Origin of the sequence: Micromonospora sp. CA-244673 (genome assembly GCF_050948395.1) — a bacterium.
Lineage (GTDB): Bacteria > Actinomycetota > Actinomycetes > Mycobacteriales > Micromonosporaceae > Micromonospora.
Map to the genome: position 1 here is coordinate 5,507,053 of NZ_CP192019.1, position 25,304 is coordinate 5,532,356.

The following is a 25,304-nucleotide window of genomic DNA, read 5'->3' on the forward strand; positions in this document are numbered from 1 at the left end:
GGGGGACGGCATGCTCATCACGGACGATTTTCTGCCCGTACCGGTGCCCGAGTCGCTGGACGCGACCTACCTGGTGCCGATCGTCGGCCTGCCGAAGGTGAGCCCGAAGACCGCCGTGGAGCGGCTGGCCGGCCGGCTCGCCGAGCCGGTGCACGGGCTGGCCCGGCAGATGCTGGACAGCCCGCTGATGACCGTGGACACCCGGCCGGTCAGCGAGTTTCCCGAGCTTCCTCCGGACCTGCTCACCGCGTTCGGGGCGACCGAGCCGCAGCTGGCCCGGCTGGCCGCCGCCACGCACCTCGTGGTGGTGCAGGCCGAATACCGGCCGGGCTGGCCGCCGGCGCACGAGTGGGCGGCCCGGGCGGTGGCCGCGGCGGTCGCCGAGACGGTCGACGGGGACGTCGTGGACGTCTTCGGGCTCCAGTTCCTCGACCCGGCCGCCGCGCTGCGGTCCCTCCCCGACGCCCAGGGCCGGATCCGGCTGGTCGACTGGGTGCTGGTGCCCTACTCGTCGGACGCCGACGGGCTCTGGTTCACCACCAAGGGGCTGCGCCGCTTCGGGCTGCTGGAGCTGCAGGCGCAGGGTGTGCCGGACCACCTCACCCGGGCGTGGGGCGCGGTGATGACCGGGGCCGCCCGCCGTCTCCTGCGGGACTGGACCGACGGGCTGTCCGGCGAGGAGGTGCCGGCGTTCGTGCAGCTCCCGGTGCTGGCCACGGTGACCGGGCACGACATCGCGGTGGCGTACGGCAATCCGGAGCAGCACGGCGCGACGGCGCCCGTGCTGCTGCGGCTGGAGCTGGACCCGGCGACCGACCCGGACGCCGACTCGTTCCTCACCCTCAACCCGCCGCCGGGGCACCCGGGCCCGCCCGGCCGCTACTTCGCCGCCGCCTGCGCGACCCTGTTCAACGGCATCCAGCCCGACGTCCGGTACGCGCGCTCCGGCGACGCCATGAGCCGGGCCGTCGCCACCGCCCGGGCCGCGCTCGACGACATCCGGGCCCGCTTCCTGGCCGGCCTGCTCCCCACCGAGAGCCAGCTCGTGGTCAAGTACGGGCTGCCGGGCGACGACGGCCCGGAGTACGTCTGGGCCGGGGTGACCTCGTGGGACACCCCGGAGCGGATCGTCGGCGCGAGCGCCAGCGACGCCGCCGGCGACCCCACGGTGCGGATCGGCGCCCCCGTCGTGGTGGAGGCGTCCGACGTCGTCGACTGGGCCGTGCTGGACGGCACCGGCGTCATCGAGGGCGGCTGGACCCAGGCGGTCCTCGACGCCGGCGAACCCCCCACGGACTGAGCCGTCCCGTCCCCGTCGATCATGAAGTCGGCGGCGATCTCGATCTCCCTGGGTGCCGCCAACTTCACGATCGTTCGAGGTGCGGTCAGCGGACCGAAGGCTCCACGAAGGGTGGGCGGGTCAGGCGCATCTGGGCGCGGCGGCCGCGGATGTCGACCTCCAGCACCTCGCCGTCGGGGAGCTTCGGGTCGGTGTCGACCAGGGCCAGGGCGATGCCCTGCTTCTTCGTCGGGCTGAACGTGCCGCTGGTGACCGTGCCGACCTGCTTGTCGCCGGCGTAGACGGCCATGCCGGGGCGCGGGATGGCCCGGTCGACCGCCTCCAGACCGCGCAGGGTGCGGGCGGGGCCGGCGGCCTTCTCGGCCCGCAGCACGTCGCGGCCCCAGAAGGCCGGCTTGTCCCAGCCGACCGCCCAGCCCGAGCGGGCCTGCACCGGCGTGATGTCCAGGGAGAGGTCCTGCCCGTGCAGCGGGTACCCCATCTCGGTGCGCAGCGTGTCCCGGGCGGCCAGGCCGCAGGCGCGCAGCTCCTCCGCCTCGCCGGCGGCGAACAGCGCGTCCCAGACGGCGAGCGCGTCGCCGGCCGGCACAACCAGCTCGTAGCCGAGTTCGCCCGTGTAGCCGGTGCGGCAGACGGTCAGGTCGACGCCGTTCAGCGAGGCGGCCGAGAAGCTCATGTAGTCGTGCCCGGTGGGCAGGCCGAGCGCGTCCAGCAGCTCCGCCGAGCGCGGCCCCTGGACCGCGAGCACCGCGTACGCCTCGTGCTCGTCGGTGACGATCACGCCGTCGGGCGCGGCGGCGCGCAACCGGGCGACCACCTCGGCGGTGTTCGCCGCGTTCGGCACCAGGAAGACGTGGTCGCCGGCGTACAGGTAGGCGATGATGTCGTCCACCACGCCGCCGGTGGCGTCGTCACAGCAGAGCGTGTACTGGGCCTTGCCGGGGGCGATCCGACCGAGGTCGTTGGACAGGCAGGAGTTGACGAAGTCCGCGGCGCCCGGCCCGGTGACACGGGCCTTGCCGAGGTGCGAGACGTCGAAGACGCCCACCCCGGTACGCACAGCGGTGTGCTCCTTGAGCACCCCGCCGCCGGCGTACTCCAGCGGCATCTCCCATCCCCCGAAGGGGGCGAACTTGGCGCCGAGCGCGGTGTGCCGCTCGTGCAACGGGGAACGGCGCAGCCGGGTCGCGGCGGCGTCGGAGGTCACCTCGGTCATGGGTGCGAACTTACCGGCCCGTGACCGGCTGGTTAGCATCGGCGGGACCCCGCCTGTTTCGCCATCGGGTGCGGGCGGGACGTCCCGCCTGCACCCATCGGCGGGACAGCCACGCATCCGGCGGGTAGGTTCGCCGCCGGAGACCTTCATCGCCGGTACGCGACGCCGCGGCCGGCCCGGCCCGCCCGGAGTAGCTTTCGTGACATCGCCCCGCACCACCCTCAGCCTGGTCGACACCGACCCCGCCGAACTCGCCGTCGACGCGATCGTGATCGGCGTGCACAGCCAGACCACCGAGCAGGAGGCCGGCTCACCCGCCGGCGCCCTGCTGCTGGCCAGCGGCGCGGAGAGCATCGCCGCCGCGTTCGACGGCAAGCTGACCGAGACGCTGGCCCTGCTCGGCGCCACCGGCGGCCCCGGTGAGGTGATCAAGCTGGCCACGCTGGGCACGGTCACCGCCCCGGTGGTCGTCGCCGTCGGCCTCGGCGCCGAGCCGTCCGGCGCCGCACCGGCCCCGGAGACCCTCCGCCGGGCGGCCGGCGCGGCCGTCCGGGCCCTGGCCGGCGCGCCCCGCGTCGCGCTCGCCCTGCCGCTGCCCGACGACGCCGACGCCCCGGCCGCGCTCCGCGCGGTCACCGAGGGCGCGCTGCTCGGCGGCTACCGGTTCGCCGGCTACAAGACCAAGCCGCAGCCGGCCCGGCGCGAGCCCGTGGCCGAGGTGCTGGTCGCGGTGCCGGACGCCGCCGACGCGACCGCCCAGGCCGAGGTCACCCGCGCCCAGGCCGTGGCCGGCGCGGTGCTGACCAGCCGGGACTGGGTCAACACCGCCCCGAACGAGCTGCGCCCGCCGTCGTTCGCGGAGGCCGTGGCCGCCGCCGCCCGCGAGGCCGGGCTCGGCGTCGAGGTGCTCGACGAGGCGGCGCTCGCCGCCGGTGGCTACGGCGGCATCCTCGCCGTCGGCCAGGGCTCCGAGGCTCCGCCGCGGCTGGTCAAGCTGACCTACACCCCGGAGGGCGGCGGCAACGGCAAGCGGGTGGCGCTGGTCGGCAAGGGCATCACCTTCGACACCGGCGGCATCTCGATCAAGCCGGCCCAGGGCATGTGGGAGATGAAGTCCGACATGGCGGGCGCGGCGGCGGTCGGCGCGGCCATGCTGGCCGTCGCGGCGCTCAAGCCGTCGGTCGCGGTCACCGGCTACCTGCCGATGGCGGAGAACATGCCGTCGGGCACCAGCTACCGGCCGGGCGACGTGATCACCATGTACAGCGGCAAGCGGGTCGAGGTCCTCAACACCGACGCCGAGGGCCGGATGATCCTGGCCGACGCCATCGCCCGGGCCTGCGAGGACGGCGCCGACTACCTGTTCGAGACCTCGACGCTGACCGGCGGCCAGGTCATCGCGCTGGGCAAGCGGATCGCCGGCGTGATGGGCACCCCGGAGCTGTGCGAGCGGGTCCGGACCGCCGGTGACGCGACCGGCGAGCCGGCGTGGCCGATGCCGCTGCCGGACGACGTGCGCAAGGGCATGGACTCCGAGGTCGCCGACATCTCGCAGGTCAACGCCGGCATGGACCGGGCGGGCCACATGCTCCAGGGCGGTGTGTTCCTGCGCGAGTTCGTCACCGACGACGTGGCCTGGGCGCACATCGACATCGCCGGCCCCGGCTACCACTCGGGCGAGGCCACCGGCTACTGGACCAAGGGCGGCACCGGCGTCCCGGTGCGCACCCTGCTGCACCTGGTCGACGACGTCGCTGCCAACGGCTGACGCTTCCGCCGCGCCGCAACGGGGCGCTCCCCTCGCCGGGGGGCGCCCCGTCCGCGTGTCCGGATCAGAACAGCTCGGGGCGGCGCTTGCGGCGCTCGTTGTAGTCGCGCATCCGCTGCGGGTAACCCATGAGCCGGACGTCGTAGATCGGGATGGCCAGCCGGTGGGCGAACCGGCGGGCCTCCTCCGGCCCGCCGACCCGCCGCCGCGTCCACTCGCCGTCGCCGGCGATCAGCATGATCGTTGTCTCGGTGACCGTGGTCCGAGGTTCCACGTAGGCCTCGACGCCCCGCCGGGTGCGGACGAAGCTCTCAAGATGGTCCAGATCGGCGCGGTCCGCGACCCGGTCGCGACTCACCGCGCCCGCCCGCTTGCGTCGTCGGAACAGCCCCACCGAACCCACTCCTCCCCCGGTCGTCATCGAAGACGGTGCCAAGCGTACGTGTCACCGACGTGTCGTTGGGCACCTCACTACGCGCCCCGTCCCCGGTGGTGACAAGATGACCGAGGTGGGGTGTGCCTGTTACTCCCCCGTAACCCCCGAATGCAGCGACGCGACCTGGGAGTTGGACGTGAGCGAGCCGAACGACGCAACCTTCGACATCGTCATCCTCGGAGGTGGTAGCGGCGGCTACGCGGCGGCGCTGCGTGCCGCCCAGCTGGACCTCTCCGTCGCCCTGATCGAGAAGGGCAAGCTCGGGGGCACCTGCCTGCACAACGGCTGCATCCCCACCAAGGCGCTCCTGCACGCCGCCGAGATCGCCGACCAGACCCGCGAGTCGGAGCAGTTCGGCGTCAAGGCCGAGCTGGTCGGCATCGACATGGCGGCGGTCAACTCGTACAAGGACGGCGTGATCTCCCGCCTCTACAAGGGCCTGCAGGGCCTGGTGGGCGGCTCCAAGAAGATCACCTTCGTGGCGGGCGCCGGCAAGCTGGTCGGGAAGAACGTCGTCGAGGTCGACGGCAAGCGCTACACCGGCCGCAACCTCATCCTGGCCTCCGGCTCGTACGCCAAGAGCCTGCCCGGCCTGGAGGTCGACGGCGAGCGGATCATCACCAGCGACCACGCGCTGACCCTGGACCGCGTCCCCTCCTCGGCGATCGTGCTGGGCGGCGGCGTGATCGGCGTCGAGTTCGCCAGCGTCTGGAAGTCCTTCGGCGTGGACGTGACCATCGTCGAGGCGCTCCCCCGGCTGGTCGCGGCCGAGGACGAGGAGTCCTCGAAGGCGCTGGAGCGGGCGTTCCGCAAGCGGAAGATCAACTTCAAGGTCGGCAAGCCGTTCGAGAAGGTCGAGAAGACCGAGAACGGCGTCAAGCTGACCATCCAGGGCGGCGACACGGTCGAGGCGGAGCTGCTGCTGGTCGCCGTCGGCCGCGGCCCGAACACCGCCAACCTCGGCTACGAGGAGCAGGGCGTCAAGATGGACCGCGGCTACGTGCTGACCGACGAGCGGCTGCGCACCAGCGTGCCGAACGTCTACGCGGTCGGCGACATCGTGCCCGGCCTCCAGCTCGCCCACCGTGGCTTCCAGCAGGGCATCTTCGTCGCCGAGGAGATCGCCGGCAAGAACCCGGCCGTGATCGACGAGGCCGGCATCCCGCGGGTCACCTACTGCGACCCGGAGCTGGCGTCGGTCGGCCTGACCGAGGCGAAGGCCAAGGAGCAGTACGGCGCCGACAAGATCAAGACCTACAACTACAACCTGGGCGGCAACGGCAAGAGCCAGATCCTCAAGACCGCCGGCCACGTGAAGCTGGTCCGGGTGGACGACGGCCCGGTGGTCGGCGTGCACATGGTCGGCGCCCGGGTCGGCGAGCTGATCGGCGAGGCGCAGCTCATCTACAACTGGGAGGCCTACCCGGCCGAGGTGGCGCAGCTCGTGCACGCCCACCCGACCCAGACCGAGGCCCTGGGCGAGGCGCACCTGGCCCTGGCCGGCAAGCCGCTGCACTCGCACGCCTGACACGACAACCGCGGCGTCCGGCGACGGGCGATGATCCCACCAGGGGAATGAAGGAGTCTGGAGAACATGCCGGTATCGGTCACCATGCCCCGGCTCGGCGAGAGCGTCACCGAGGGCACCGTCACGCGCTGGCTCAAGCAGGAGGGCGACACCGTCGAGGTCGACGAGCCGCTGCTTGAGGTGTCCACCGACAAGGTGGACACCGAGATCCCGTCGCCCGCGGCGGGCGTGCTGAGCCGGATCGTGGTCGGCGAGGACGAGACCGCCGAGGTCGGCAGCGAGCTGGCGGTCATCGCCGGTGAGGGCGAGGCGCCCGGCGGGGCCGCCCCGCAGCAGGAGGCCCCGGCGGAGCAGGCCGAGCAGGCCGCCGCCGAGCCGCAGGCCGAGGCGGAGCAGCCGGCCGTCGAGGAGCCGGCCCCGGCCGCCGCGCCGTCGGGCGAGGGCACCCCGGTGAAGATGCCGGCCCTGGGCGAGAGCGTCACCGAGGGTACGGTCACCCGCTGGCTCAAGCAGGTCGGCGAGACCGTCGAGGTGGACGAGCCGCTGCTGGAGGTCTCCACCGACAAGGTCGACACCGAGATCCCGTCGCCGGTCGCCGGCACGCTGCTGGAGATCAAGGTTCCCGAGGACGAGACCGCCGAGGTCGGCGGTGTCCTGGCGATCGTGGGCGCGGCCGGCGCCGCGCCGGCGGCGAAGCCGGAGCCGAAGCCCGAGCCCAGGGCCGAGGCGAAGCCCGAGCCGAAGCCGGAGCCCAAGCCGGAGCCCAAGGTCGAGGAGCCGACCCCGGGCATGTCGTACAACGAGCCGGCCGCCGAGGCGGAGCAGGCCGCGCAGCCGGCCAAGGTCGAGCAGGCCGCCCAGCCGGCCGCGCCGACCGCCACCCCGCAGCGGCCGACCGTGCCGGCCCAGGCCGGTGGCGAGGAGGGCGCCGGCTACGTGACCCCGCTGGTCCGCAAGCTGGCCGCCGAGCACGGGGTGAACCTCTCCTCGGTCAACGGCACCGGCGTCGGCGGGCGCATCCGCAAGCAGGACGTGCTGGAGGCGGCCGAGAAGGCGAAGGCCGCCCAGGCCGCGCCGGCCGCGCAGCCCGCCCCGGCCGCCGCGGCGGCCCCGGCCAAGCCGGCCGCGAAGCCGCAGCCGAGCAACAAGCGGGGCACCGTCGAGAAGCTGCCGCGGATCCGCAAGGCCATCGCCAACCGGATGCACGAGTCGCTGCACGAGATGGCGCAGCTGACCACGGTGATCGAGGTGGACGTCACCCGGATCGCCAAGCTGCGGGCCCAGGCCAAGGACTCCTTCCAGCAGCGGCACGGCGTGAAGCTGTCCTTCCTGCCGTTCTTCGCCCTGGCCGCCGTCGAGGCGCTCCAGTCCTACCCGATCGTCAACGCCCAGCTGGACCTCGAGGGCGGGACGATCACCTACCCGGACGCGGAGCACCTCGGCATCGCCGTGGACACCGAGCGGGGCCTGCTGGTGCCGGTCATCCACAACGCCGGTGACCTCAACCTGGGCGGGATCGCCAAGCGGGTCGCCGACCTGGCCGAGCGCACCCGGACCAACAAGATCAGCCCGGACGAGCTCGCCAACGCGACCTTCACGCTGACCAACACCGGCAGCCGGGGTGCGCTCTTCGACACCCCGATCGTGCCGTCGCCGCAGTCGGCGATGCTCGGCACCGGCGCCGTGGTGAAGCGCCCGGTCGTGGTCAACGACCCGGAGCTGGGCGAGGTCGTCGCGGTCCGGTCGATGGTCTACCTGGCCATGTCGTACGACCACCGGCTGATCGACGGCGCGGACGCGGCCCGCTTCCTCGTCGCGGTCAAGGAGCGGCTGGAGGCCGGCAACTTCGAGGCCGAGCTGGGGCTCTGACCCTCTGACGACACGAGGGGTCGCGCGGCGTACGCCGCGCGACCCTTCGTCGTTTCCGGGTCAGCCGCGCAGGTGCTCCTCGGAGACCTCCCAGAGCCGCTCGGCGGCCTCCGGGTCCCGCGCGTAGGGGGCGTAGCCGGTGCGGGTGCCCGGCTGGTTCGGCCCGGCCTCCTGGCAGTCCTCGAAGTACCGGCCGCCGACCCCGGCGACCAGCGGCGAGGCGGCGACCAGCACCGAGGTGGCCGCTCCCTGCTCGGTGTTCTTCCAGCTCGGCGAGTCGCCGCCGCCGCTCTCCGCACGCAGCCGGGCCAGGTCCTCGTCGCTCACGTACCGCTGCAGGTTGGTCCGGATCGCGCCCGGCATGAGCGCGTTGGTGTAGATCCCGTCGCCGGCCCACCGCCGGGTGGCGTCCACCGCGAAGAGCACGTTCGCGGTCTTGGACTGCCCGTACGCCGCCCACGGTTCGTACGGCCGCTCGCGGAAGTGGATGTCGTCGAACACCACCGGCGAGCGCAGGTGCGCCGAGGAACTGACCGAGACGATCCGCGCGCCGCCCGCGGCGGCCAGGGACCGGTACAACCCGGTGGCCAGCGCGAAGTGCCCGAGGTGGTTGGTCGCGAACTGCATCTCCCAGCCCTGCTCGGTGCGCATCTCGGGCGAGGCCATGATCCCCGCGTTGTTGACCAGCATGTGCAACGGCCCGTCCCAGGTGCGGACGAAGGTGGCCACCGAGCCGAGGTCGGCCAGGTCGAGCGGGGCGACCAGGACCCGGTCGTTGCCGGTGGTGCCCGTGATGTCGGCGACGGCGCGCTGGCCGGCCTCCGTGTTGCGGACCGCGATGGTGACGTCGGCCCCGGCGGCGGCGAGCGCGCGGGCCGTCTCGACGCCGATCCCCGAGGCGCCGCCGGTGACGACGGCCCGCCGGCCGGTCAGGTCGAGGTCACGGGCCACCTCCAGGGCGGTGGTCTCCCGGGAGAACGGGGTGCTGACGGGTGTGCTGGCGGTCATGATTCATCCCTCTCGGCGGCGGCCCGTGGTCCCCGCGTCTTCCCAGGGCGGCGGCGACGTAACGCGGGACGGCCCGCGCCACCGCCCGGGCTGGGCGCAATCCGGCCCGCCGCCGACCCGGCGCTGACAGACTCGGTCGGTGAGCGGCTTCGGGTGGCGGGGACGCCTCGGGCCGGCGGTGCCGGTGGCGCCCGGGGCCCGGGTGGACCGGTTCGAGGTCTTCTTCGACCTGGTCTTCGTGTTCTCGTTCTTCATCATCACCCGGGCCACCGCGCTCCAGGTCAACGGCGGTGCGCTGCTGCACGCGCTGCTGGTCCTCGCCGTGCTGTGGTGGTCGTGGGTGGTGCACAGCATCGTGGCCACCCGGATCCGGCTGGGCGAGGGCTTCGTCCCGGTCCTCATGACGGTCGGCATGGCGGCCCTGTTCACCTTCGCGCTGTCCCTGCCCAACGCGTTCCGGGACCCGCGCGGCAACGCGGCCGGGCCGATCGTCGCGGCGATCAGCTACACCGTCATCCGGGGGGTGCACCTGCTGCTCTACCTGCATGCGGTGCGGGACAGCCCGAAGGAACGCCGCCAGCTCCTCCGGTTCACCCCCGAGCTGGTGGGCAGCACCCTGCTGTTGGGGGTCGCCGCGTTGATCCCGCCGAAGATCGACGACCTCTTCTCCGCGGCGGCGGTCCGGGACGGGCTGTGGGCCTTCGTCGTGCTGCTCCAGTACTCCACCGGCCTCGTGGCGGGCACCTGGGGCTGGGGCGTCGCGTCCGCCGAGCACTGGACCGAGCGGTACGACCTCATCCTCATCATCGCGCTGGGCGAGTCGGTCATCTCGGTGGGCGTCGGCAGCAACCTGCTGGGCCAGCCGCCGACCTGGCCGGCCGTGACGGCGGCCGTGCTCGGCATCTTCTTCACCGCCGCGCTGTGGTGGGCGCACTACGACATGGTCGGGCCGGCCGCCCGGATCGCCCTGCACGCCGCCGAGGACGGCCCCCGCGTGGCCATGGCCCGGGACGCCTACGGGTACCTGTTCCTGCCGATGATCGCGGGCATCATCCTGTTCGCGCTGGGCGCGGAGATGATCGTGCACCAGGTCGCCGACCCGCACGTGCCGCAGCACCTGCCGGCGCTGGGCCCCGGCGTACCGCTGCTCTTCGGCGGGGTGATCTGCTACATCTGCGGCAACATGCTCTTCCAGTTCCGCACCCTGCGCACCCTGAGCTGGACCCGGGTCGCCGCGGTGCTGCTGCTCGCCGTGAGCATCCCGGTGGCCGCACACCTGCCCGCGCTGGCCGCCCTGGCGCTGCTGACCGCGATCACCATCGGCATGGTGACCGCCGAGGTGGTCGTCTTCGACGAGGGCCGGCGGGCGCTGCGGGGCCTGGTCTTCGAGGAACGCACCAGCCACGAGGCCCACGAGGCGGCCTATCGGGCGCGCTGGCACGAGCCGCACGAGCGCGACGAGGGCGAGTGAGCCCGCCGCGGACTCGGCGCCGCAGCCCGGCGGCGCGAGCGCACCGGCGGTGGGCGGCCACGACCACCACGGGTGACGCGGTGGCGCGTAGACTCCCGGCAGCGTCGCGGTGCATCCGGCACGAAGGCCGCCGTGGGCACGGAGGCGCGGGACAGCAGGGAACCATGTGCACCCATCCCACCCACCGAGCGGGCGGCTGACCGCCCTCGGCACCCAGTTGATCGAGATCCACCACTGGCTCCGCGAGGAGCTGGCCCGGCTCCGCGCGAGCCTCGACACCCCCGACGGCGGCAGCGTCGCCCTCACCCGGGAGCTGCGCGCGCACTGCGCCGGTTTCTGCGCCGCCCTCGACCGGCACCACACCGGTGAGGACGGCGGCGCCTTCCAGGCCCTGGCCGAGCAGGCGCCGGAGCTGCGCCCCGTGCTCGCCGAGCTGAGCGCGGACCACCGGATCGTCGCCGACCTGCTGCGCCGGATCGACGCCCTGCTCGCCGAGGCCGCCGACGGCCGGAGCGTCCGGGCCGAGCTGGACGGGTTGGCGGCGCTGCTGGAGTCGCACTTCGGCTACGAGGAGCGGAAGATCGTCGCCGCGTTGAACCGGCTCGGCGGCGACCCCGTGGAACTGCTCGGCGTCACGCCACCCGGCAACGGGGACCCTTTCGAACGGACGGAGACCGCATGACCATCGACACCGTCGACGCCGCCGCGGCGGGCACCTGGCAGCTCGGCGACCGCACGGTCAACCGGATCGGCTTCGGCGCGATGCGGCTGACCGCGAACGCGGACGGCAGCCCCAGCGACCGGGACCGGGCGGTGACGGTGCTGCGCCGCGCGGTCGAGCTGGGCGTCAACCACATCGACACCGCGGCGTTCTACTTCTCGCCGCTGCGCTCGGCCAACGAGCTGATCAACCGGGCGCTGTCGCCGTACCCGGAGGATCTGGTCATCGTCACCAAGGTCGGGCCGGGCAAGGACCCGTCCGGTGCGTGGCTGCCGATGGCCCGGCCGGACCAGCTCCGCGGCCAGGTCGAGGAGAACCTGCGCCAGCTCGGCCGGGACCACCTCGACGTGGTCAACCTCCGGGTGTACGGCCCGGAGCCGCTGGCCGAGCACTTCGGCGCGCTCGCCGAGCTGCGCGACGCCGGGCTGATCCGACACCTCGGCGTCTCCGCCGTGAAGCCGCACCAGATCGCCGAGGCGCGCACGATCGCCCCCGTGGTCTGCGTACAGAACTCGTGGAGCCTCGGCTACCGCCTGAGCAACGACGCACTGATCCGGGACTGCGCCGCGCACGGGACCGCGTTCGTGCCATTCTTCGCCCTCGCCACCAGCGGCCGCGAGGCCGGCGCGAGCGGCGTGGAGCACGACGAGGTGCGCGCGGTGGCCCGGGCGCACGGGGTGACTCCGGCCCAGGTCCGGTTGGCCTGGACGCTGCACCGGAGCCCGAACGTGCTCGCCATCCCCGGCACCGGCAACCCGGCGCACCTGGAGCAGAACGTCGCGGCCGGCGCGCTGCGGCTCACCGACGACGACCTGTCCCGCCTCGACGCGGTGCACGAGTCCGCCGGCTGACGCCAGGATCGGGCCCGGATTCGCCGGTCAGCAGAATCGGCGGGTCCGGGCTGGCCGAGGCGGGCGTACGCCGGGGATGCTGGGCCGATGGTGATCTTTTCCGTGCAGGCCCGGCCCACCGACGCGGCCGGCTGGACCGGCCTGGCCCGGCGGGTCGAGGCCGCCGGCTTCGACGCGCTGCTGGCCGCCGACCACCCGGGTCACGGCGCGTCGCCGTTCGTGGCGCTCGCCGCCGCGGCAGCGGTGACGTCGACGCTCGGCCTCGGCTCGTACGTGTCGAACGCCGGCGTGCGGGAGCCGATCCTGCTCGCCACCGACGTGGCCACCCTCGACGTGGTTTCCGGCGGCCGCGCCCGGCTCGGTCTCGGCGCCGGGCACACGCCGGCCGAGTGGCGGGCCGTCGGGCGCGAGCGCCCCGACGTCGCCGCCCGGGTCCGCCGCTGCGTCGCGGTCGCCGAGGCCGTCCGTGACCTGCTGGCCGGGACCGAGGTCACCGTGGACACCGCCGAGCTGGCCGCCCGGGGCGCCCGGCTCACCGAGCTGCGGCCGGTGCAGGCCCGGGTCCCGCTCACCATGGGTACGGCCAACTCGACGCTGCTGCGCTGGGCCGGCGCGCACGCCGACGTGGTCGGCCTGACCGGCTTCGGGCGTACCCTCGCCGACGGCCACAACCACGACGTGCGGTGGCGGGCCGACCAGATCGAGGCGCAGCTCGCGCACGTGGCGGCCGGCGCGGCCGGCCGGGACGCGCCGCCTGCGCTGGAGGCCCTGGTCCAGCAGGTGACCGTGACCGACGACGCGGAGGCCGCCGCCGCCCCGATCGCCGCCGAGACCGGGCTGACGGTCGCCGACCTGCTCGCCACCCCGTTCGCGCTGATCGGCACGGCCGACGAGATCGTCGCCGCCGTCGCGGAGCACCGGCGCCGCTGGGGCATCACCCGCTTCGTGGTACGCCCCGACGGCGTCGACCAGCTGGCCCCGCTGCTGCCCCGCCTGACCGCCGTCGCCTGACCGACTCCGGCTCGTCGAGGCGCTCAGCCGTCGAGATCCGCGAGGGTCTCCCGCAGCCATTTCAGCTCGGTACGTGACGTTGCCGTCGCGATCGTGAACAGCCCCTGCCGGAACGGGTCGTCGAAGTCGGCGGCGCGCATCGGCCGGTCGCCGTCCCAGAAGAAGCTGGCCGGCTGGGTGAGGAATGTCAGGCGCCGCCGCAGGACCGCCGCCTGGGCTGCCGGGTCGTCGAGGTGACGCAGGAACGCGAGCAGGGTGAACCAGCGGTTCTCGTCCGTGACGAACAGTTCGTCGGGCTCGCGGAGCCGGTCGAGCAGGGCTAGGCGGCCGGTGGCGGTCAGCGAGAGCACGTGTCGCGGCGCCGCCACCTGGCCGGGCTGGAGCTCGCGGGTCAGCAGTCCGGCCGCCTCCATGCGTTTGAGCAGCGGGTAGAGGGTGCCGTCGGCGATCGGGCGCACGTGCCCGGTCAGGGCGGCGATGCGTTTACGCAGGTCATAGCCGTGCAGCTGTTCGTCGTAGAGGAATCCGAGGGTCGCGAGCTCCAACATGATCCAGATCATACCCTCCCGCCGAGATACCCTCTTGCTTTGATACCTCGGTAACAAGGTATCTTCTGCGCTATGCATAGCGCCACCGTGACCCCGGACGGCTCCCGCATCCGCTGGGTCGAGATCCCCGGCACCGAACCCACCCGCGTCTACCTGCACGGACTCGGCGCCAGCTCCGCGCCCTACTACACCCAGGCCATCGCACATCCCGCCCTGACCGGGCACCGCTCGCTGCTCATGGACCTGCTGGGCTTCGGGATCAGCGACCGGCCGGCGCACGTGGCGTACACCCTGGACATGCACGCGGACCTGCTGGCCCACGCGCTGGACCAGGCGGCGGTGAAGGACGCCGACGTGATCGCGCACAGCGCGGGCGGCGCCGTCGCGGTCCTGCTGGCGGCGCGCCACCCCGGGCTGGTACGCCGGCTCGTGCTCGTCGATCCCGCCCTCGACGCGCTGGAGACGTTGCCGACGACGAAGCGGCCGGGCAGCTCGGGCATCGGCGTCTACCACACCGAGCAGGAGTTCCTGGACCACGGCTGGGACGAGACGATGGCATTCGTCGGGCCGGAGTGGGCGGCCACCATGCGCCTGGCCGGCAGGGAGGCGCTCTACCGCACGGCGATGAGCCTGCTGCGCGGCACGACGCCGGGCGTGCGCGAGGAGATGGAGCGGCTCGCCGCGCCGTGCACGGTGCTGTATCCGGCGGCCGACGGGCCGCGGCTCGACGCGGACCGGCTGGCGGCCGCGGGTGTCGCCGCGGTGGCGATTCCGGACTGCGGCCACAACATCATGGTCGACAACCCGGCGCGGTTCGCCCTGGCCGTGACGGCCGCACTGGCCGGCCATCCGGGTTGACCGGGCCGGCGCCCACCACCGGGCGTCGAACGCCTGTACGATGCGAGCGATGATCGATGAACGTTTCACCTTGCCGGCCACCGTGGACGAACGGACGTTGCTCGAGACCTTCCTCGATTTCCAGCGGGACGCCCTGGTCCGCAAGTGCGCCGGGCTCACCGACGCGCAACTGCGGCTGCGGCCGGTGCCCTCGTCCGGCCTGTCCCTGATCGGCCTGGTCCGGCACCTGGCCACCGTGGAGCGGTGGTACTTCCAGGCGGTGCTCGCCGACGCCTTCCCCGGCGACCTCTTCGACCTCACCGACGACCCGGACGCCCCGTTCACCGACGTCGCCGGGACCACCGGCGCGGAGACCTTCGCGCTCTGGCGGGCGGAGGTGGCCACCTCGCGGCAGCTCACCGCCGAACGCCCGCTGGACGCGGTCGGTCGCCACCCGGGCACCGGAAGCACGCTCTCCCTGCGCTGGATCCTCGCGCACATGACCGACGAGTACGCCCGCCACCTCGGGCACGCCGACATCCTGCGGGAGGCGATCGACGGCCGGACCGGGGAGTGAACCGCGAATCACTCACGGGAGTCAGGTCGGTAGGTCAGCGGGCATGAGTCGGGAACGACGAGTGAGTGATTTCGCTCAACGCATCCGGGCCGGCGTCCGTACCCGAAGATATGCGCATGCGGATCCTCATGGCCGGAGTGTCCGGCTTCCTCGGCACCCGACTGGTCGACCGACTCACCGCGGACGGGCACCAGGTCACCCGCCTGGTCCGCCGCGCGCCGCGCACCCCTGACGAGCGGCGGTGGAACCCGTCCGCCGCGCAGCTCGACCCGCAGGTCGTGGCCGACGCCGACGCCGTGGTGAACCTGGCCGGCGTCGGGGTGGGCGACAAGCGCTGGGACGACGCGTACAAGGGGTTGATCCGGTCCAGCCGGGTGGACAGCACCACGACGCTGGCGATCACCATCGCGGGGCTGCCCGCCGTCGACCGGCCGGCGGTGCTGCTCAACGCCTCGGCCGTCGGCTGGTACGGCAACACCGGCGACCGGACGGTCGAGGAGGACTCGCCGGCCGGCGAGGGCTTCCTGGCCGACGTCTGCCGGGTGTGGGAGGCCGCCACCCGCCCGGCCGAGGACGCCGGGACCCGCGTGGTGCGGCTGCGCACCGGGCTGCCGCTGCACCGCGACGGCGGCATGCTCAAGCCGCAGCTCCTGCCGTTCCGGCTGGGGGTCGGCGGCAAGCTGGGCAACGGCCGGCAGTGGCTGCCGTGGATCTCGATGCGGGACTGGCTGGACGCGTTGACCTTCCTGCTGGCCCGCGAGGACGTCGCCGGTCCGGTCAACGTGGTGGGTCCGGCCCCGGTCACCAACGCCGAGTTCACCCGGGAGCTGGCCCGCCAACTGCACCGGCCGGCGATCATGCCGATCCCGGCGCTGGCCCTGAAGGTCGCCCTGGGCGGCTTCGCCCACGAGGCGCTCACCAGCGCCCGGGTCCTGCCCGGCGTGCTGGGCAGGGCGGGCTTCGCCTGGACCCACCCGGACCTGCCGGGCGCGCTGCACGCCGCCCTCACCGACTGAGCCGGCGAGGGCGGCGCCGACGCGGTCAGCAGCCGATGACCCAGTAGGCGGGGCCGGTCTGCTTGAGGGTGCTGGTGTAGAAGGTGTTGTAGAGGCCCATCCGCTGGTTGCTGCCCAGGGCGTAGGCGTAGCCGCCGGACTGGTAGGCGCGGCCGGCCGTGACGTGCGCGTAGTTGCTCGCGGTGACGCAGACCGGCGCGGTGGTCGGGGTCGGGCTCGGGGTCGGTGACGCGGTCGCCGTCGGCGTCGGGCTGGGCGTGCCGCCCCCGCCGTTCAGACCGAAGAAGAGCGCGTCGCGGTAGGTCGAGCAGATGGTGTCGAGGAAGTACGCCCCGGCGGTGCCGCACTGCTCGGTCGCCGAGCCCGGGTCGACCGGGGTGCCGTGGCCCATGCCGGAGACCCGGTAGAGCCGCACCTGGTCGCTGCCGTAGACCTCCAGACTCGTGCCGGCCGGCAGCGAGGCGGTGCTGGTCGGCGTCTGCGACACGCCCAGCACGTTGGTCCACTGGTCCCGGGACTCGGTGGCGTTCAGCGGGGCGACCGTGGTGTCCGAGGTGCCGTGCCAGATGGCCACCCGGGGGCGCTTGCCGGTGTAGCCGGCGTAGGCGTTGCGGACCAGGTCGCCCCACTGCGCCGGCGTCTTGTCGACGCCCGGGTTCATGCAGGTGAAGGCATTGACCATGCTGGTGGCGCAGCGGTACGGGATACCGGCGATCACCGATCCGGCGGCGAACGTGTCCGGGTAGGTGGCGAGCATGACGGCGCTCATCGCCCCGCCGCCCGACAGCCCGCTGACGTAGACCCGGCTCCCGTCGGTGCCGTAGGTGGACTTCGCGTAGTCCACCATCTGCTTGACCGACAGCGCCTCGCCCTGGCCCCGGGCGGTGTCCCCGGTCTCGAACCAGTTGAAGCAGGAGTTGGCGTTGTTGGCCGAGGGCTGCTGCGGCACGATCAGCGCGAACTTCCACTGGTCGGCGTACTTCTGCCAGCCGGAGTTGGTGAAGTAGGTCGAGGCGTTCTGGGTGCAGCCGTGCAGCAGCACCACGGCCGGGGCGTTGGCGGGCAGGGCGTCCGGGCGGTAGGCGTACATGGCCAGGTTGCCGGGGTTCGAGCCGAAGCCGGTGACCTGGGAGAGCGTGGCGGCCTGCGCGGGCAGCGCGGCGACTCCGACGGCGGCCGCGGCGAGCACGACCCCCGCTGCCACCCCGGCCAGGCGGGTGAGAAGGGATGAGGAGCGGCGCACGGCGACCTCCTGACGGCGAATTGTGAACTGGGTCACCTTCGAGTTGCCGCGACGTTACGTCCCTGTTTCACGCTCCCGGAATGGCCGCCGCTCACACATTCACGAACGCCGAAGTGTGCGGGGGCGGTCAGCCGGCGAGGTTCCGTGTCTGACCGGCGTGTCCAGTTCCGGTTGGTAACGTCCGCTGCGTGCCGAGCTCCCCGCCCCAGGCCACCGGGCCGTCGACCACCTTCCGGAACCGGCGTGCCGACCTGGTGCTGGTGCTCGCCGCGGTGGCCCTCGCCCTCTGGGTGACCAGCGGGATGTGGCGGGACCCGAACACCCGCACGATCACCGTGAACTCCAGCGACCAGGCCCTCTTCGAATGGCTGCTGGCCTTCGGCGGGCACGCCGTGACCCACGGGGAGAACCCGTTCTTCACCCACCTGATCAACGTCCCGGACGGGGTGAACCTGGCGGTCAACACCTCGATCACCGCGTACGCGGTGGTCTTCGCACCGCTGACGTACCTCGTCGGACCGCCGGCGACGTTCCTGGTGATCCTCACGCTCAACCTCGCGGCCACCGCGGTGGCCTGGTACTGGCTGCTCAGCCGGCACCTGGTCGCCAGCCGGCTGGCCGCCGGGGTGGGCGCCCTCTTCATCGCCTACTGCCCGGCGATGGTGTCGCACGCCAACGCGCACCTGAACTGGACCGCCGGCTGGCTGGTGCCGCTGCTCGTCTGGGGCGTGCTCCGGCTGCGCCGCCCCGGCCACGCGATCACCGGCGGCGTCGTGCTCGGCCTGCTGGTGGCGGTCGCCTTCTCGATCGCCGCCGAGGGGCTCTTCTTCACCGCGCTGGCGGTCGCCCTGTTCCTGCTGGTGTGGGCGCTGCACCCGGTCAACCGGGCCGAGGCGCGGGCCGCCCTGCCGAGCTTCCTGCGCGGGCTCGGCGTGACCGCGCTGGTGGCCGGGGTGCTGCTGGCGTACCCGCTGTGGCTGCACTTCGCCGGGCCGCAGCGGTTCCACGGCACCGGCTTCGACCCGCTCATCCACTCCGAGGACATCGCCGCGTACGGGTCGTACCCCCGGCGGTCGCTGGCCGGCTGGGCCGGGCTGGGCACCTCGCTCGCGCCGAACCCGACCGAGGAGAACTCCTTCTTCGGGATCCCGCTGCTGCTGCTCGCCGTCGCCTGCTTCGTCCTGCTCCGGCGGCGCGCCGACCGGGCCTTCCGGGCCACGCTCACGGCGCTCGGCGTGACCGCGCTGGTCTTCGCGGTGCTCTCCTGGGGCCCCACGGCCAAGTGGAACGGCCGGCGCACCGACCAGCTGCTGCCGTTCGGGGTGCTGGACAACCTGCCGGTGGTCAACGCGGCGCTGCCCTCCCGGCTCGCCCTGGTGGTGGCACCGGTGATCGGCCTGCTGCTGGCGTACGCGGTCGACTCGCTGCGCGCCCGGCCGCCCCGGCACCGCTCCACCGAGCTGGTCTGGGCGCTCGGCTTCGCCGCCGCGCTGCTGCCGCTGGTGCCCACCCCGCTGCTGACCCACGTCCGGGAGCCGGTGCCGGCGTTCATCACCACCGGCGCCTGGCAGCGCTACGTCTCCCCCGGCGGGGTGCTCACCCCCCTGCCGCTGACCGTGGACATCTACCCGGACGGCCAGCGCTGGCAGGCGTACGCCCTGGCGCACCGGCAGGGCGAGTTCCGCATCCCGGCCGGCTTCTTCCTCGGCCCGGGCGGACCGGACGGCCGGGGCCGGATCGGGCCGGTCCCGCGCACCTTCAGCGCGCTGGTCGACCAGGCCGGGCGGACCGGGCTCGTGCCGATCATCACCGAGGGCAGCATCCGGGAGTCCCGCGCGGACCTGCACTACTGGGGGGTCGAGACGGTCGTGCTGGCCGACCGGGTGCACGGTGCGAAGTTCGACGTCGACGAGGAGGCCGTGCGCCGTACGGCCACGGCCCTGCTCGGCCCGCCCGAACGGGTCGAGGACGTCTGGGTCTGGCGGGTGCCGCCGGCCTGACCTGTCGGCCCGGGCCGGCACGGGATCACCGGAAGCCGGACGACGGCGTCTAATGGTGCGGATGAGGTTCCTCCGGATCCCCCCACGGGCCACGCTGCGCGCCGCAGCCCTGTCGACCGTCGCCATCGCGGCACTGGCTGCCGGCTCGTTCGCCGCGGCGGCCGCTTCCGACGCGGCGCCGGGCCGGGTCTACGACCCGTGGCTCTGGCAGGCGACGGTCGGTCAGCGTCCCGCCGGTCCGGCCTCGGTGGTCTTCTTCACCTCGAACACCCGCTACTTCGAGTCGACCGGCGTGCTGGTGGGGCGCGACGGCGCCTACCGACTGATTCCGCTGCAGGTCGGTGAAGATCACGGGCTGCTCTCTCCGAACGGGCGGCACTATGTGCGGCCCCACCGAGGGGTGCTGGTCGACCTGACCACCGGTGCGGAAGACCGCACCCACCGGCCGGGCATCCGGGCGCTGGCGTGGTCGCCGGACGGCAGGTCGCTGCTCGGCACGCGGGACAACGACGACGCGGTGATCACGTACGGACCGGACAACCAGCAGCTCAACGACCCCGCGAAACCGGACGACCTGCTCGTGGTCGACCCGTACGACGGGGCGGAGCGGGTGGTCGCGGCCGGCACGTTCGCCAGTCACACCACCGGGGCCTGGTCACCGGACGGCAGCCTGATCGTGGTCGCCGGCCCGACGGATCCGGCGGTCGAGCGGCAGCGGCTGACGGTCACCGATGCGGCCGGGGGCGGTGTGCGTTGGCAGCGCGACCTCGACGAACGCCACCTGCTCGCCGGGCGGGGCGCCTGGAGCCCCGACGGCGCGCGGATCGCGCTGCTCGCCTTCGACGGCTGCGCCGGCCCCGCCTGCACCCTCGAGGAGGCGGCCGCCCGGTCCTGGCGGCTCGAGTTCCTCGACGCCGCGACCGGTCAACCGCTCGGCACCCCCGTCCCGGTCGCTGGCTGGGCGACGGAGCTGGTCGGTTGGCGAAACGGCGAAGCGGTGCTGAACCGGCTGTCGCGGGAGACGACCCTCCAGGACCGGCACGCGTCGCTCGTCGCCGTGGCGGCGGGCGGCCGTGAGCAGGTGCTGGTGACGGGGCCCCCGGGCGTCTCGGGCTTCGACGTGCCGGCGGACCGGCTGGCCGACGCCGTCTTCGCCGGCTCCGCCCCCCGGCCCTCCCCGTGGGCGGCTCCGTGGTGGCTCTACCCGGTGGTCGCCCTACCGGCTCTGCTGCTCGCCGTCCTGCTCGCACGCGCTCTGCGCCGCCGCCGGGAGCGACGAGCCTCACCGGCCTGACGCCGCCGGGCACGACTAGGCTGGACGGGTGAGCGTGACGACTTCCGGGCTGACCGCCGTCCGTGCCGGCCTGATCGACTACCGGGCCGCCTGGGACGAGCAGCGCCGGGTGCACGAGGCCGTGGTGGCCGGCGAGCAGGGCGACACCGTGCTGCTCCTGGAGCACCCCAGCGTCTACACCGCCGGCAAGCGGACCGAGCCGTGGGACCGGCCGATGGACGGCACCCCGGTGGTCGACGTGGACCGCGGCGGCAAGATCACCTGGCACGGTCCGGGTCAGCTCGTGGGCTACCCGATCGTCACGCTGCCCGATCCGGTCGACGTGGTGGCGTACGTCCGGCGCACCGAGCAGCTGCTGATCGACGTCTGCGCCGAGTTCGGGCTGGCCGCCGGCCGGGTCGAGGGGCGCAGCGGGGTCTGGGTGCCGGAGGACGACCGGGGGCCGGCCCGCAAGGTCGCCGCCATCGGCATCCGGGTGGCCCGGGGCGTGACCCTGCACGGCTTCGCGATCAACTGCGACTGCGACCTCGGCCACTACGACCGGATCGTGCCGTGCGGCATCCGCGACGCCGGGGTCACCTCGCTCACCGCCGAGCTGGGCCGCCCGATCACGGTCGCCGACGTGCTGCCGGTGGTCGAGCGCCACCTGCCCACGCTGGTCGCGGTCCAGGGCTGAGCGGGTGCGGATCGACCTCGTCACCCTCGTCGTCGCCGACTACGAGCCGGCCATCGCCTTCTTCACCGAGGTGCTCGGCTTCGAGCTGGTGGAGGACAAGCCCTCGCTGACGAACGACGGCCGGCCGAAGCGCTGGGTGGTGGTCCGCCCGCCGGGCGGCGGGACCGGGCTGTTGCTGGCCCGCGCCGACGGGGAGCGACAGGCGGCGGCGGTGGGCGACCAGACCCACGGCCGGGTCGGCTTCTTCCTCCAGGTCGACGACTTCGACGCCACCTACCGGCGGATGGTCGAGGCGAAGGTCGAGTTCGTGAAGCCCCCGCGCACCGAGCCGTACGGGCGGGTCGCCGTGTTCCGCGACCTCGCCGGCAACCCCTGGGACCTGCTCGGTCCCGCCTGACGAGGAGAGAACCCCCGATGACCGACGTGCTGTCGACCCAGCAACGGATCGCCGAGGAGCTGCGGATTCCCGCGACCTTCGACGCCGCCGAGGAGATCGAGCGCCGGGTCGTCTTCCTCGCCGACCGCCTGGTCGACACCGGCCTGACCACGCTGGTCCTGGGCATCAGCGGTGGCGTCGACTCGACCACCGCCGGCCGGCTCTGCCAGCTCGCCGCCGAACGGGCCCGCGCCGCCGGCCACCCGGCCACCTTCGTCGCCATGCGCCTGCCCTACGGGGTGCAGGCCGACGAGCACCACGCCCAGGCCGCGCTGGAGTTCATCCGCCCGGACCGGGTGCTCACGGTCGACGTCAAGCCGGCCGCCGACGCCGCCCTGGACGCGCTGGTCGCCGGCGGGCTGACCTTCCGCGACGCCGCCCAGCAGGACTTCGTGCTCGGCAACGTCAAGGCCCGGCAGCGCATGATCGCCCAGTACGCGGTGGCCGGCGCGGCGGGCGGGCTGGTGGTCGGCACCGACCACGCCGCCGAGGCGGTCACCGGCTTCTTCACCAAGCACGGCGACGGGGCGGCGGACCTGGTCCCGCTGACCGGGCTGACCAAGCGGCGGGTGCGGGCGCTGGCCGCGGCGCTCGGCGCCCCCGTCGAGCTGGTCGGCAAGGCGCCCACGGCCGACCTGGAGACCCTGGCCCCGGGCAAGCTCGACGAGGACGCGCTCGGCCTGGCCTACGAGCACATCGACGACTACCTGGAGGGCCGGCCCGTGCCGGCGGAGGTGGAGGAGGCGCTGGTGGCCCGCTACCGCGCCACCGAGCACAAGCGCCAGCTCCCGATCGCGCCCTAGGTGTCGGGACCGACACCGTCGTCGAGCGGGCCGGCGGCGAACCGCGCCCGCAACCACGGCTCGCAGAGCACGATCGCGCCACCGACGATGCCGCCGATCACCGTCTCCACGCCCCGGTCGTAGAGCAGCTGCCCGGCCGGGCGGGCCACCGCGAGCTGACCCATGAGCAGCGCCATCGGGGTGATGAACAGCAGCGCCAGCCCGTAGTTGCGGCCCACCAGCAGCTCGGTGACGATCTGCAGCACCGCGACCACCAGCACGGTGGCGTACGGCGACAGCGCCGGGGCGAGCAGCACCGCGCTGGTCAGCAGCCCCAGCAGCGTGCCGAGGATCCGGTGCGCGGCGCGGACCAGCTGGGCGGTGACCCCGGCGGCGCTGAGCGGGGCGACCGCCGCCACCATCGCCCAGTACGGGTGGCCGATCCCGACCGCGGTCGCCACGCCGCCGGCCAGCACCACGGCCAGCGCGTAGCGCACCGGCTGCCAGGTCCACACGTGCGCGAGCCGGGCCGGCCGGCTCCGCTCCCGCCGCAGCACGCTGCCCACGTTCCCGACCAGCAGGGCGAACAGCGCGCTCGACCCGGCCAGCGCGGCGGCGACCGGCACGTCCGACACCGCGTGCGGCGCCGAGGCGACCGCGCCGAACGCGAACACCAGGAACAGGGGCCCCGGCGGGTGCCAGTCCTGCGCGGCGGCCAGCACCGCGCCCAGCGCCGCGACGGCCGCCGCGACCGCCACCGCGACCCACGCCCGGGACGGCAGCGCCCCGACCAGCACGCCGAGGACGACCGTCCCGGTGAGGGCCGCCCCGGCGCTGGCCTGCATGGCGGCCCGGGACAGGTGCACGTGGTTGCGGCCGTAGAGCGAGGTGAACGCGCCGAAGACCGCGTACACGGACCAGGCCGGGCGGCCGGCGGCGAGCACCGCGAGCAGCGGCACGAGGACACTGACGCCGGCCCGCAGCGCGACCCGGTGCGCGCCCGGCGCGGGCCGCACGTGCAGCAGGCCGTGCAGCGTCGCCCGTACCTGCTCGCCCATCCGCCCTCACCCTCCGGTCGCCGCCGCGACCCGGGGTACCCGGATCGCGGCGGCGTGATCCCCGGTCAGGGGGTGAGCCGGTGCAGGTCCCGGGGGAAGGCGGTCACCTCCCGGACGTTGGCCGCGCCGGTGAGCCGGGCGACGAAGCGTTCCAGCCCGATGGCGAACCCACCGTGCGGCGGCATGCCGTGGCGGAACGCGTCCACGTACCCGGCGTACGGCTCGACGGGCTCGCCGCGGGCCGCCAGGGCGGCCAGGTAGTCCTCGTGCCGGTGCAGCCGCTGCCCGCCGGTGACCAGCTCCATCCCGCGGAACAGCAGGTCGAAGCCGTTGGAGTACGCCGGCCGCACCGGGTCCGGATGGGTGTAGAACGGCCGCTTCGCCATCGGGTACCCGGTGACGAACAGGAAGTCCGAGCCGTGTTCGCGCAGCGCCCACTCCCCCAGCGCCCGCTCGTGCGCCGGGGCGAGGTCCGGCTCGTCGGCCGGCGCCCCGGCGATCTTCAGCGCCTCGGTGAAGTGCACGGCCGGGATCTCGGCGGGCACCTCGGGCAGGGTGAGCCCGAGGGTGGCGAGTGGCCCGCCGGCCCGCGCCGCGACCTCGGCCAGCATCCCGGCCAGGGTCTCCCGCAGTACGGCCATCACGTCGCGGTGGTCGGTCACGAAGCCCAGCTCGACGTCGAGCGAGGTGTACTGCGCCAGGTGCCGGACGGTGTCGTGCGGCTCGGCGCGGAACACCGGCCCGACCTCGTACACGCGCTCGAAGACGCCGACCATGAGCTGCTTGTAGAACTGCGGCGACTGGGCCAGGTACGCGGGCCGGCCGAACCAGTCCAGCGCGAACACGTTCGCCCCGCTCTCGGTGGACGAGGCGACCACCTTCGGGGTGTGGATCTCCACGAACGCGCGGGCGTCCAGGGCGGCCCGGAAGCCGGCCACCGCCGCCGCCGAGATCCGCAGCGCCGCCGACCGGGTCGGGTGGCGCAGCGCGGCCGGCGCGTGGTCGAGCTGGGTGGGCAGGGTGGCGGTGAGCGCCGGCCGGTACAGGTCGAACGGCGGCGGGACGGCGGGCGGCCCGAGCGGGCGTACCGCCGGCTCGGCCAGCTCGACCCCGGCGGGCGCCGTGGCGTTCGCGACCACCGTGCCGGTGACCTCGACAACGGTCTCCTCGGGCAGCGACTCGACGGCCGCGCGCACGGCGGCGTCGGTGACCACCACCTGGGCCAGGCCGGCGGCGTCCCGGACGATCAGGAAGGCCACCGACTTGAGCAGCCGGCGGCGGTGCACCCAGCCGGCGATCCGCACGGTCGCGCCGACATGGTGGGTGAGCTGGGAGGACAGGATGCGTTGCACGGCGGTTACCTCCTTGGTCAATCGCAACGCGATCCCCGGGAGGTGTGGGCGAGCGGGAACCTCGCGGTGCCACCACACCTTCGCCCTCCGCCTCGGCGGTGGGCCTCGTTCGTCGCCCGTGACGGGGGCCAGCCGGCGGGGTCTACTGAGCGGCCAGGCCGCCGTTCTTCCCGCAGCTCGGGAGGGTCTTCGCGGTCCGGCGCCAGACCGCCTTCCAGCAACCGGCGGCTCTCTGCGCTGGCGGATCGGCCCGCTACTCGGCTCCGTCGCAGCTCTGCCCGGCACGCTAGCACCCCGGCCCGGCCC

General features: G+C 73.9%; 23 protein-coding genes. 16 read left to right on the forward strand and 7 right to left on the reverse strand.

Annotated features, from left to right (window positions below; all coding sequences use genetic code 11):
- Window positions 1–10: 10 nt before the first annotated feature.
- On the forward strand, window positions 11–1,300 hold the full coding sequence (locus ACQP12_RS25090) for a DUF2314 domain-containing protein (RefSeq protein WP_357939704.1): 1,290 nt from the start codon (window positions 11–13) through the stop codon (window positions 1,298–1,300).
- A gap of 85 nt (window positions 1,301–1,385) precedes the next feature.
- On the opposite strand, the gene gcvT is transcribed toward ACQP12_RS25090, so the two are convergent.
- Window positions 1,386–2,516, reverse strand: a complete 1,131-nt coding sequence (gene gcvT, locus ACQP12_RS25095) for a glycine cleavage system aminomethyltransferase GcvT (protein WP_357939702.1) — start codon at window positions 2,514–2,516, stop codon at window positions 1,386–1,388.
- Between the two features lie 199 nt (window positions 2,517–2,715).
- Between gcvT and ACQP12_RS25100 the strand changes: the two genes are divergently transcribed.
- Window positions 2,716–4,284, forward strand: coding sequence for a leucyl aminopeptidase (locus ACQP12_RS25100; protein WP_357939700.1), 1,569 nt, complete (start codon window positions 2,716–2,718; stop codon window positions 4,282–4,284).
- A gap of 64 nt (window positions 4,285–4,348) precedes the next feature.
- Here ACQP12_RS25100 and ACQP12_RS25105 read toward each other — a convergent pair whose 3' ends face one another.
- Complete coding sequence (locus ACQP12_RS25105) at window positions 4,349–4,678, reverse strand: hypothetical protein (protein ID WP_357939698.1); 330 nt, start codon at window positions 4,676–4,678, stop codon at window positions 4,349–4,351.
- A 178-nt stretch (window positions 4,679–4,856) separates the two neighbouring features.
- On the opposite strand from ACQP12_RS25105, the gene lpdA reads away from it, so the two are divergent.
- Both lpdA and sucB read left to right on the forward strand, forming a co-directional pair.
- Window positions 4,857–6,248 carry a dihydrolipoyl dehydrogenase gene (lpdA, locus tag ACQP12_RS25110; RefSeq protein WP_433282487.1) on the forward strand — a complete coding sequence of 464 codons (1,392 nt, stop codon included), beginning with the start codon at window positions 4,857–4,859 and terminating at the stop codon, window positions 6,246–6,248.
- A gap of 66 nt (window positions 6,249–6,314) precedes the next feature.
- The gene (gene sucB, locus ACQP12_RS25115) at window positions 6,315–8,117 is read left to right on the forward strand and encodes a 2-oxoglutarate dehydrogenase, E2 component, dihydrolipoamide succinyltransferase (protein ID WP_433282489.1); all 1,803 of its coding nucleotides are present in this window, start codon (window positions 6,315–6,317) and stop codon (window positions 8,115–8,117) included.
- Between the two features lie 60 nt (window positions 8,118–8,177).
- On the opposite strand, the gene ACQP12_RS25120 is transcribed toward sucB, so the two are convergent.
- The gene (locus ACQP12_RS25120) at window positions 8,178–9,125 is read right to left on the reverse strand and encodes an SDR family NAD(P)-dependent oxidoreductase (RefSeq protein WP_433282491.1); all 948 of its coding nucleotides are present in this window, start codon (window positions 9,123–9,125) and stop codon (window positions 8,178–8,180) included.
- A 139-nt stretch (window positions 9,126–9,264) separates the two neighbouring features.
- Here ACQP12_RS25120 and ACQP12_RS25125 point away from each other — a divergent pair, with 139 nt between their 5' ends.
- From ACQP12_RS25125 to ACQP12_RS25140, 4 genes are all read left to right on the forward strand, one after another.
- On the forward strand, window positions 9,265–10,596 hold the full coding sequence (locus ACQP12_RS25125) for a low temperature requirement protein A (protein WP_433282493.1): 1,332 nt from the start codon (window positions 9,265–9,267) through the stop codon (window positions 10,594–10,596).
- A 166-nt stretch (window positions 10,597–10,762) separates the two neighbouring features.
- Window positions 10,763–11,278 carry a hemerythrin domain-containing protein gene (locus tag ACQP12_RS25130; protein ID WP_433282495.1) on the forward strand — a complete coding sequence of 172 codons (516 nt, stop codon included), beginning with the start codon at window positions 10,763–10,765 and terminating at the stop codon, window positions 11,276–11,278.
- Window positions 11,275–12,168 (forward strand): oxidoreductase, encoded by an 894-nt coding sequence (locus ACQP12_RS25135; RefSeq protein WP_433282497.1) that lies wholly within the window; start codon window positions 11,275–11,277, stop codon window positions 12,166–12,168. Before ACQP12_RS25130 ends, ACQP12_RS25135 begins: the two co-directional genes overlap by 4 nt.
- Window positions 12,169–12,255: 87 nt before the next feature.
- Entirely contained in the window at window positions 12,256–13,179 is a 924-nt protein-coding gene (locus ACQP12_RS25140) for an LLM class flavin-dependent oxidoreductase (RefSeq protein WP_433282499.1), read from the forward strand.
- A 23-nt stretch (window positions 13,180–13,202) separates the two neighbouring features.
- Here ACQP12_RS25140 and ACQP12_RS25145 read toward each other — a convergent pair whose 3' ends face one another.
- A complete protein-coding gene (locus tag ACQP12_RS25145) occupies window positions 13,203–13,727 on the reverse strand; it encodes a PadR family transcriptional regulator (RefSeq protein WP_433282501.1) in 525 nt (174 codons plus the stop codon).
- A gap of 72 nt (window positions 13,728–13,799) precedes the next feature.
- On the opposite strand from ACQP12_RS25145, the gene ACQP12_RS25150 reads away from it, so the two are divergent.
- From ACQP12_RS25150 to ACQP12_RS25160, 3 genes are all read left to right on the forward strand, one after another.
- Window positions 13,800–14,585: an alpha/beta fold hydrolase gene (locus ACQP12_RS25150; RefSeq protein WP_433282503.1), complete on the forward strand. Its 786-nt coding sequence runs from the start codon at window positions 13,800–13,802 to the stop codon at window positions 14,583–14,585.
- 49 nt (window positions 14,586–14,634) lie between these two features.
- Window positions 14,635–15,141 carry a DinB family protein gene (locus tag ACQP12_RS25155; protein ID WP_433282506.1) on the forward strand — a complete coding sequence of 169 codons (507 nt, stop codon included), beginning with the start codon at window positions 14,635–14,637 and terminating at the stop codon, window positions 15,139–15,141.
- 116 nt (window positions 15,142–15,257) lie between these two features.
- Entirely contained in the window at window positions 15,258–16,157 is a 900-nt protein-coding gene (locus ACQP12_RS25160) for a TIGR01777 family oxidoreductase (RefSeq protein WP_433282509.1), read from the forward strand.
- A 25-nt stretch (window positions 16,158–16,182) separates the two neighbouring features.
- Here ACQP12_RS25160 and ACQP12_RS25165 read toward each other — a convergent pair whose 3' ends face one another.
- Window positions 16,183–17,400 carry an extracellular catalytic domain type 1 short-chain-length polyhydroxyalkanoate depolymerase gene (locus tag ACQP12_RS25165; RefSeq protein WP_433282511.1) on the reverse strand — a complete coding sequence of 406 codons (1,218 nt, stop codon included), beginning with the start codon at window positions 17,398–17,400 and terminating at the stop codon, window positions 16,183–16,185.
- A 188-nt stretch (window positions 17,401–17,588) separates the two neighbouring features.
- Here ACQP12_RS25165 and ACQP12_RS25170 point away from each other — a divergent pair, with 188 nt between their 5' ends.
- From ACQP12_RS25170 to nadE, 5 genes are all read left to right on the forward strand, one after another.
- Window positions 17,589–19,400, forward strand: a complete 1,812-nt coding sequence (locus ACQP12_RS25170; RefSeq protein ID WP_433282513.1) for a DUF2079 domain-containing protein — start codon at window positions 17,589–17,591, stop codon at window positions 19,398–19,400.
- A gap of 61 nt (window positions 19,401–19,461) precedes the next feature.
- Complete coding sequence (locus ACQP12_RS25175) at window positions 19,462–20,694, forward strand: TolB family protein (RefSeq protein WP_433282515.1); 1,233 nt, start codon at window positions 19,462–19,464, stop codon at window positions 20,692–20,694.
- Between the two features lie 28 nt (window positions 20,695–20,722).
- Window positions 20,723–21,370: a lipoyl(octanoyl) transferase LipB gene (lipB, locus tag ACQP12_RS25180; protein WP_357939668.1), complete on the forward strand. Its 648-nt coding sequence runs from the start codon at window positions 20,723–20,725 to the stop codon at window positions 21,368–21,370.
- Between the two features lie 4 nt (window positions 21,371–21,374).
- Window positions 21,375–21,767 (forward strand): VOC family protein, encoded by a 393-nt coding sequence (locus ACQP12_RS25185; protein ID WP_433282517.1) that lies wholly within the window; start codon window positions 21,375–21,377, stop codon window positions 21,765–21,767.
- A gap of 17 nt (window positions 21,768–21,784) precedes the next feature.
- Complete coding sequence (gene nadE, locus ACQP12_RS25190; protein WP_433282519.1) at window positions 21,785–22,609, forward strand: ammonia-dependent NAD(+) synthetase; 825 nt, start codon at window positions 21,785–21,787, stop codon at window positions 22,607–22,609.
- On the opposite strand, the gene ACQP12_RS25195 is transcribed toward nadE, so the two are convergent.
- Together ACQP12_RS25195 and aspS are read right to left on the reverse strand one after the other, a co-directional pair.
- Entirely contained in the window at window positions 22,606–23,646 is a 1,041-nt protein-coding gene (locus tag ACQP12_RS25195) for an FUSC family protein (protein WP_433282522.1), read from the reverse strand. The two genes, nadE and ACQP12_RS25195, sit on opposite strands and share 4 nt — an antisense overlap.
- Before the next feature lie 65 nt (window positions 23,647–23,711).
- Complete coding sequence (aspS, locus tag ACQP12_RS25200; protein ID WP_433282524.1) at window positions 23,712–24,998, reverse strand: aspartate--tRNA(Asn) ligase; 1,287 nt, start codon at window positions 24,996–24,998, stop codon at window positions 23,712–23,714.
- Window positions 24,999–25,304 lie beyond the last annotated feature (306 nt).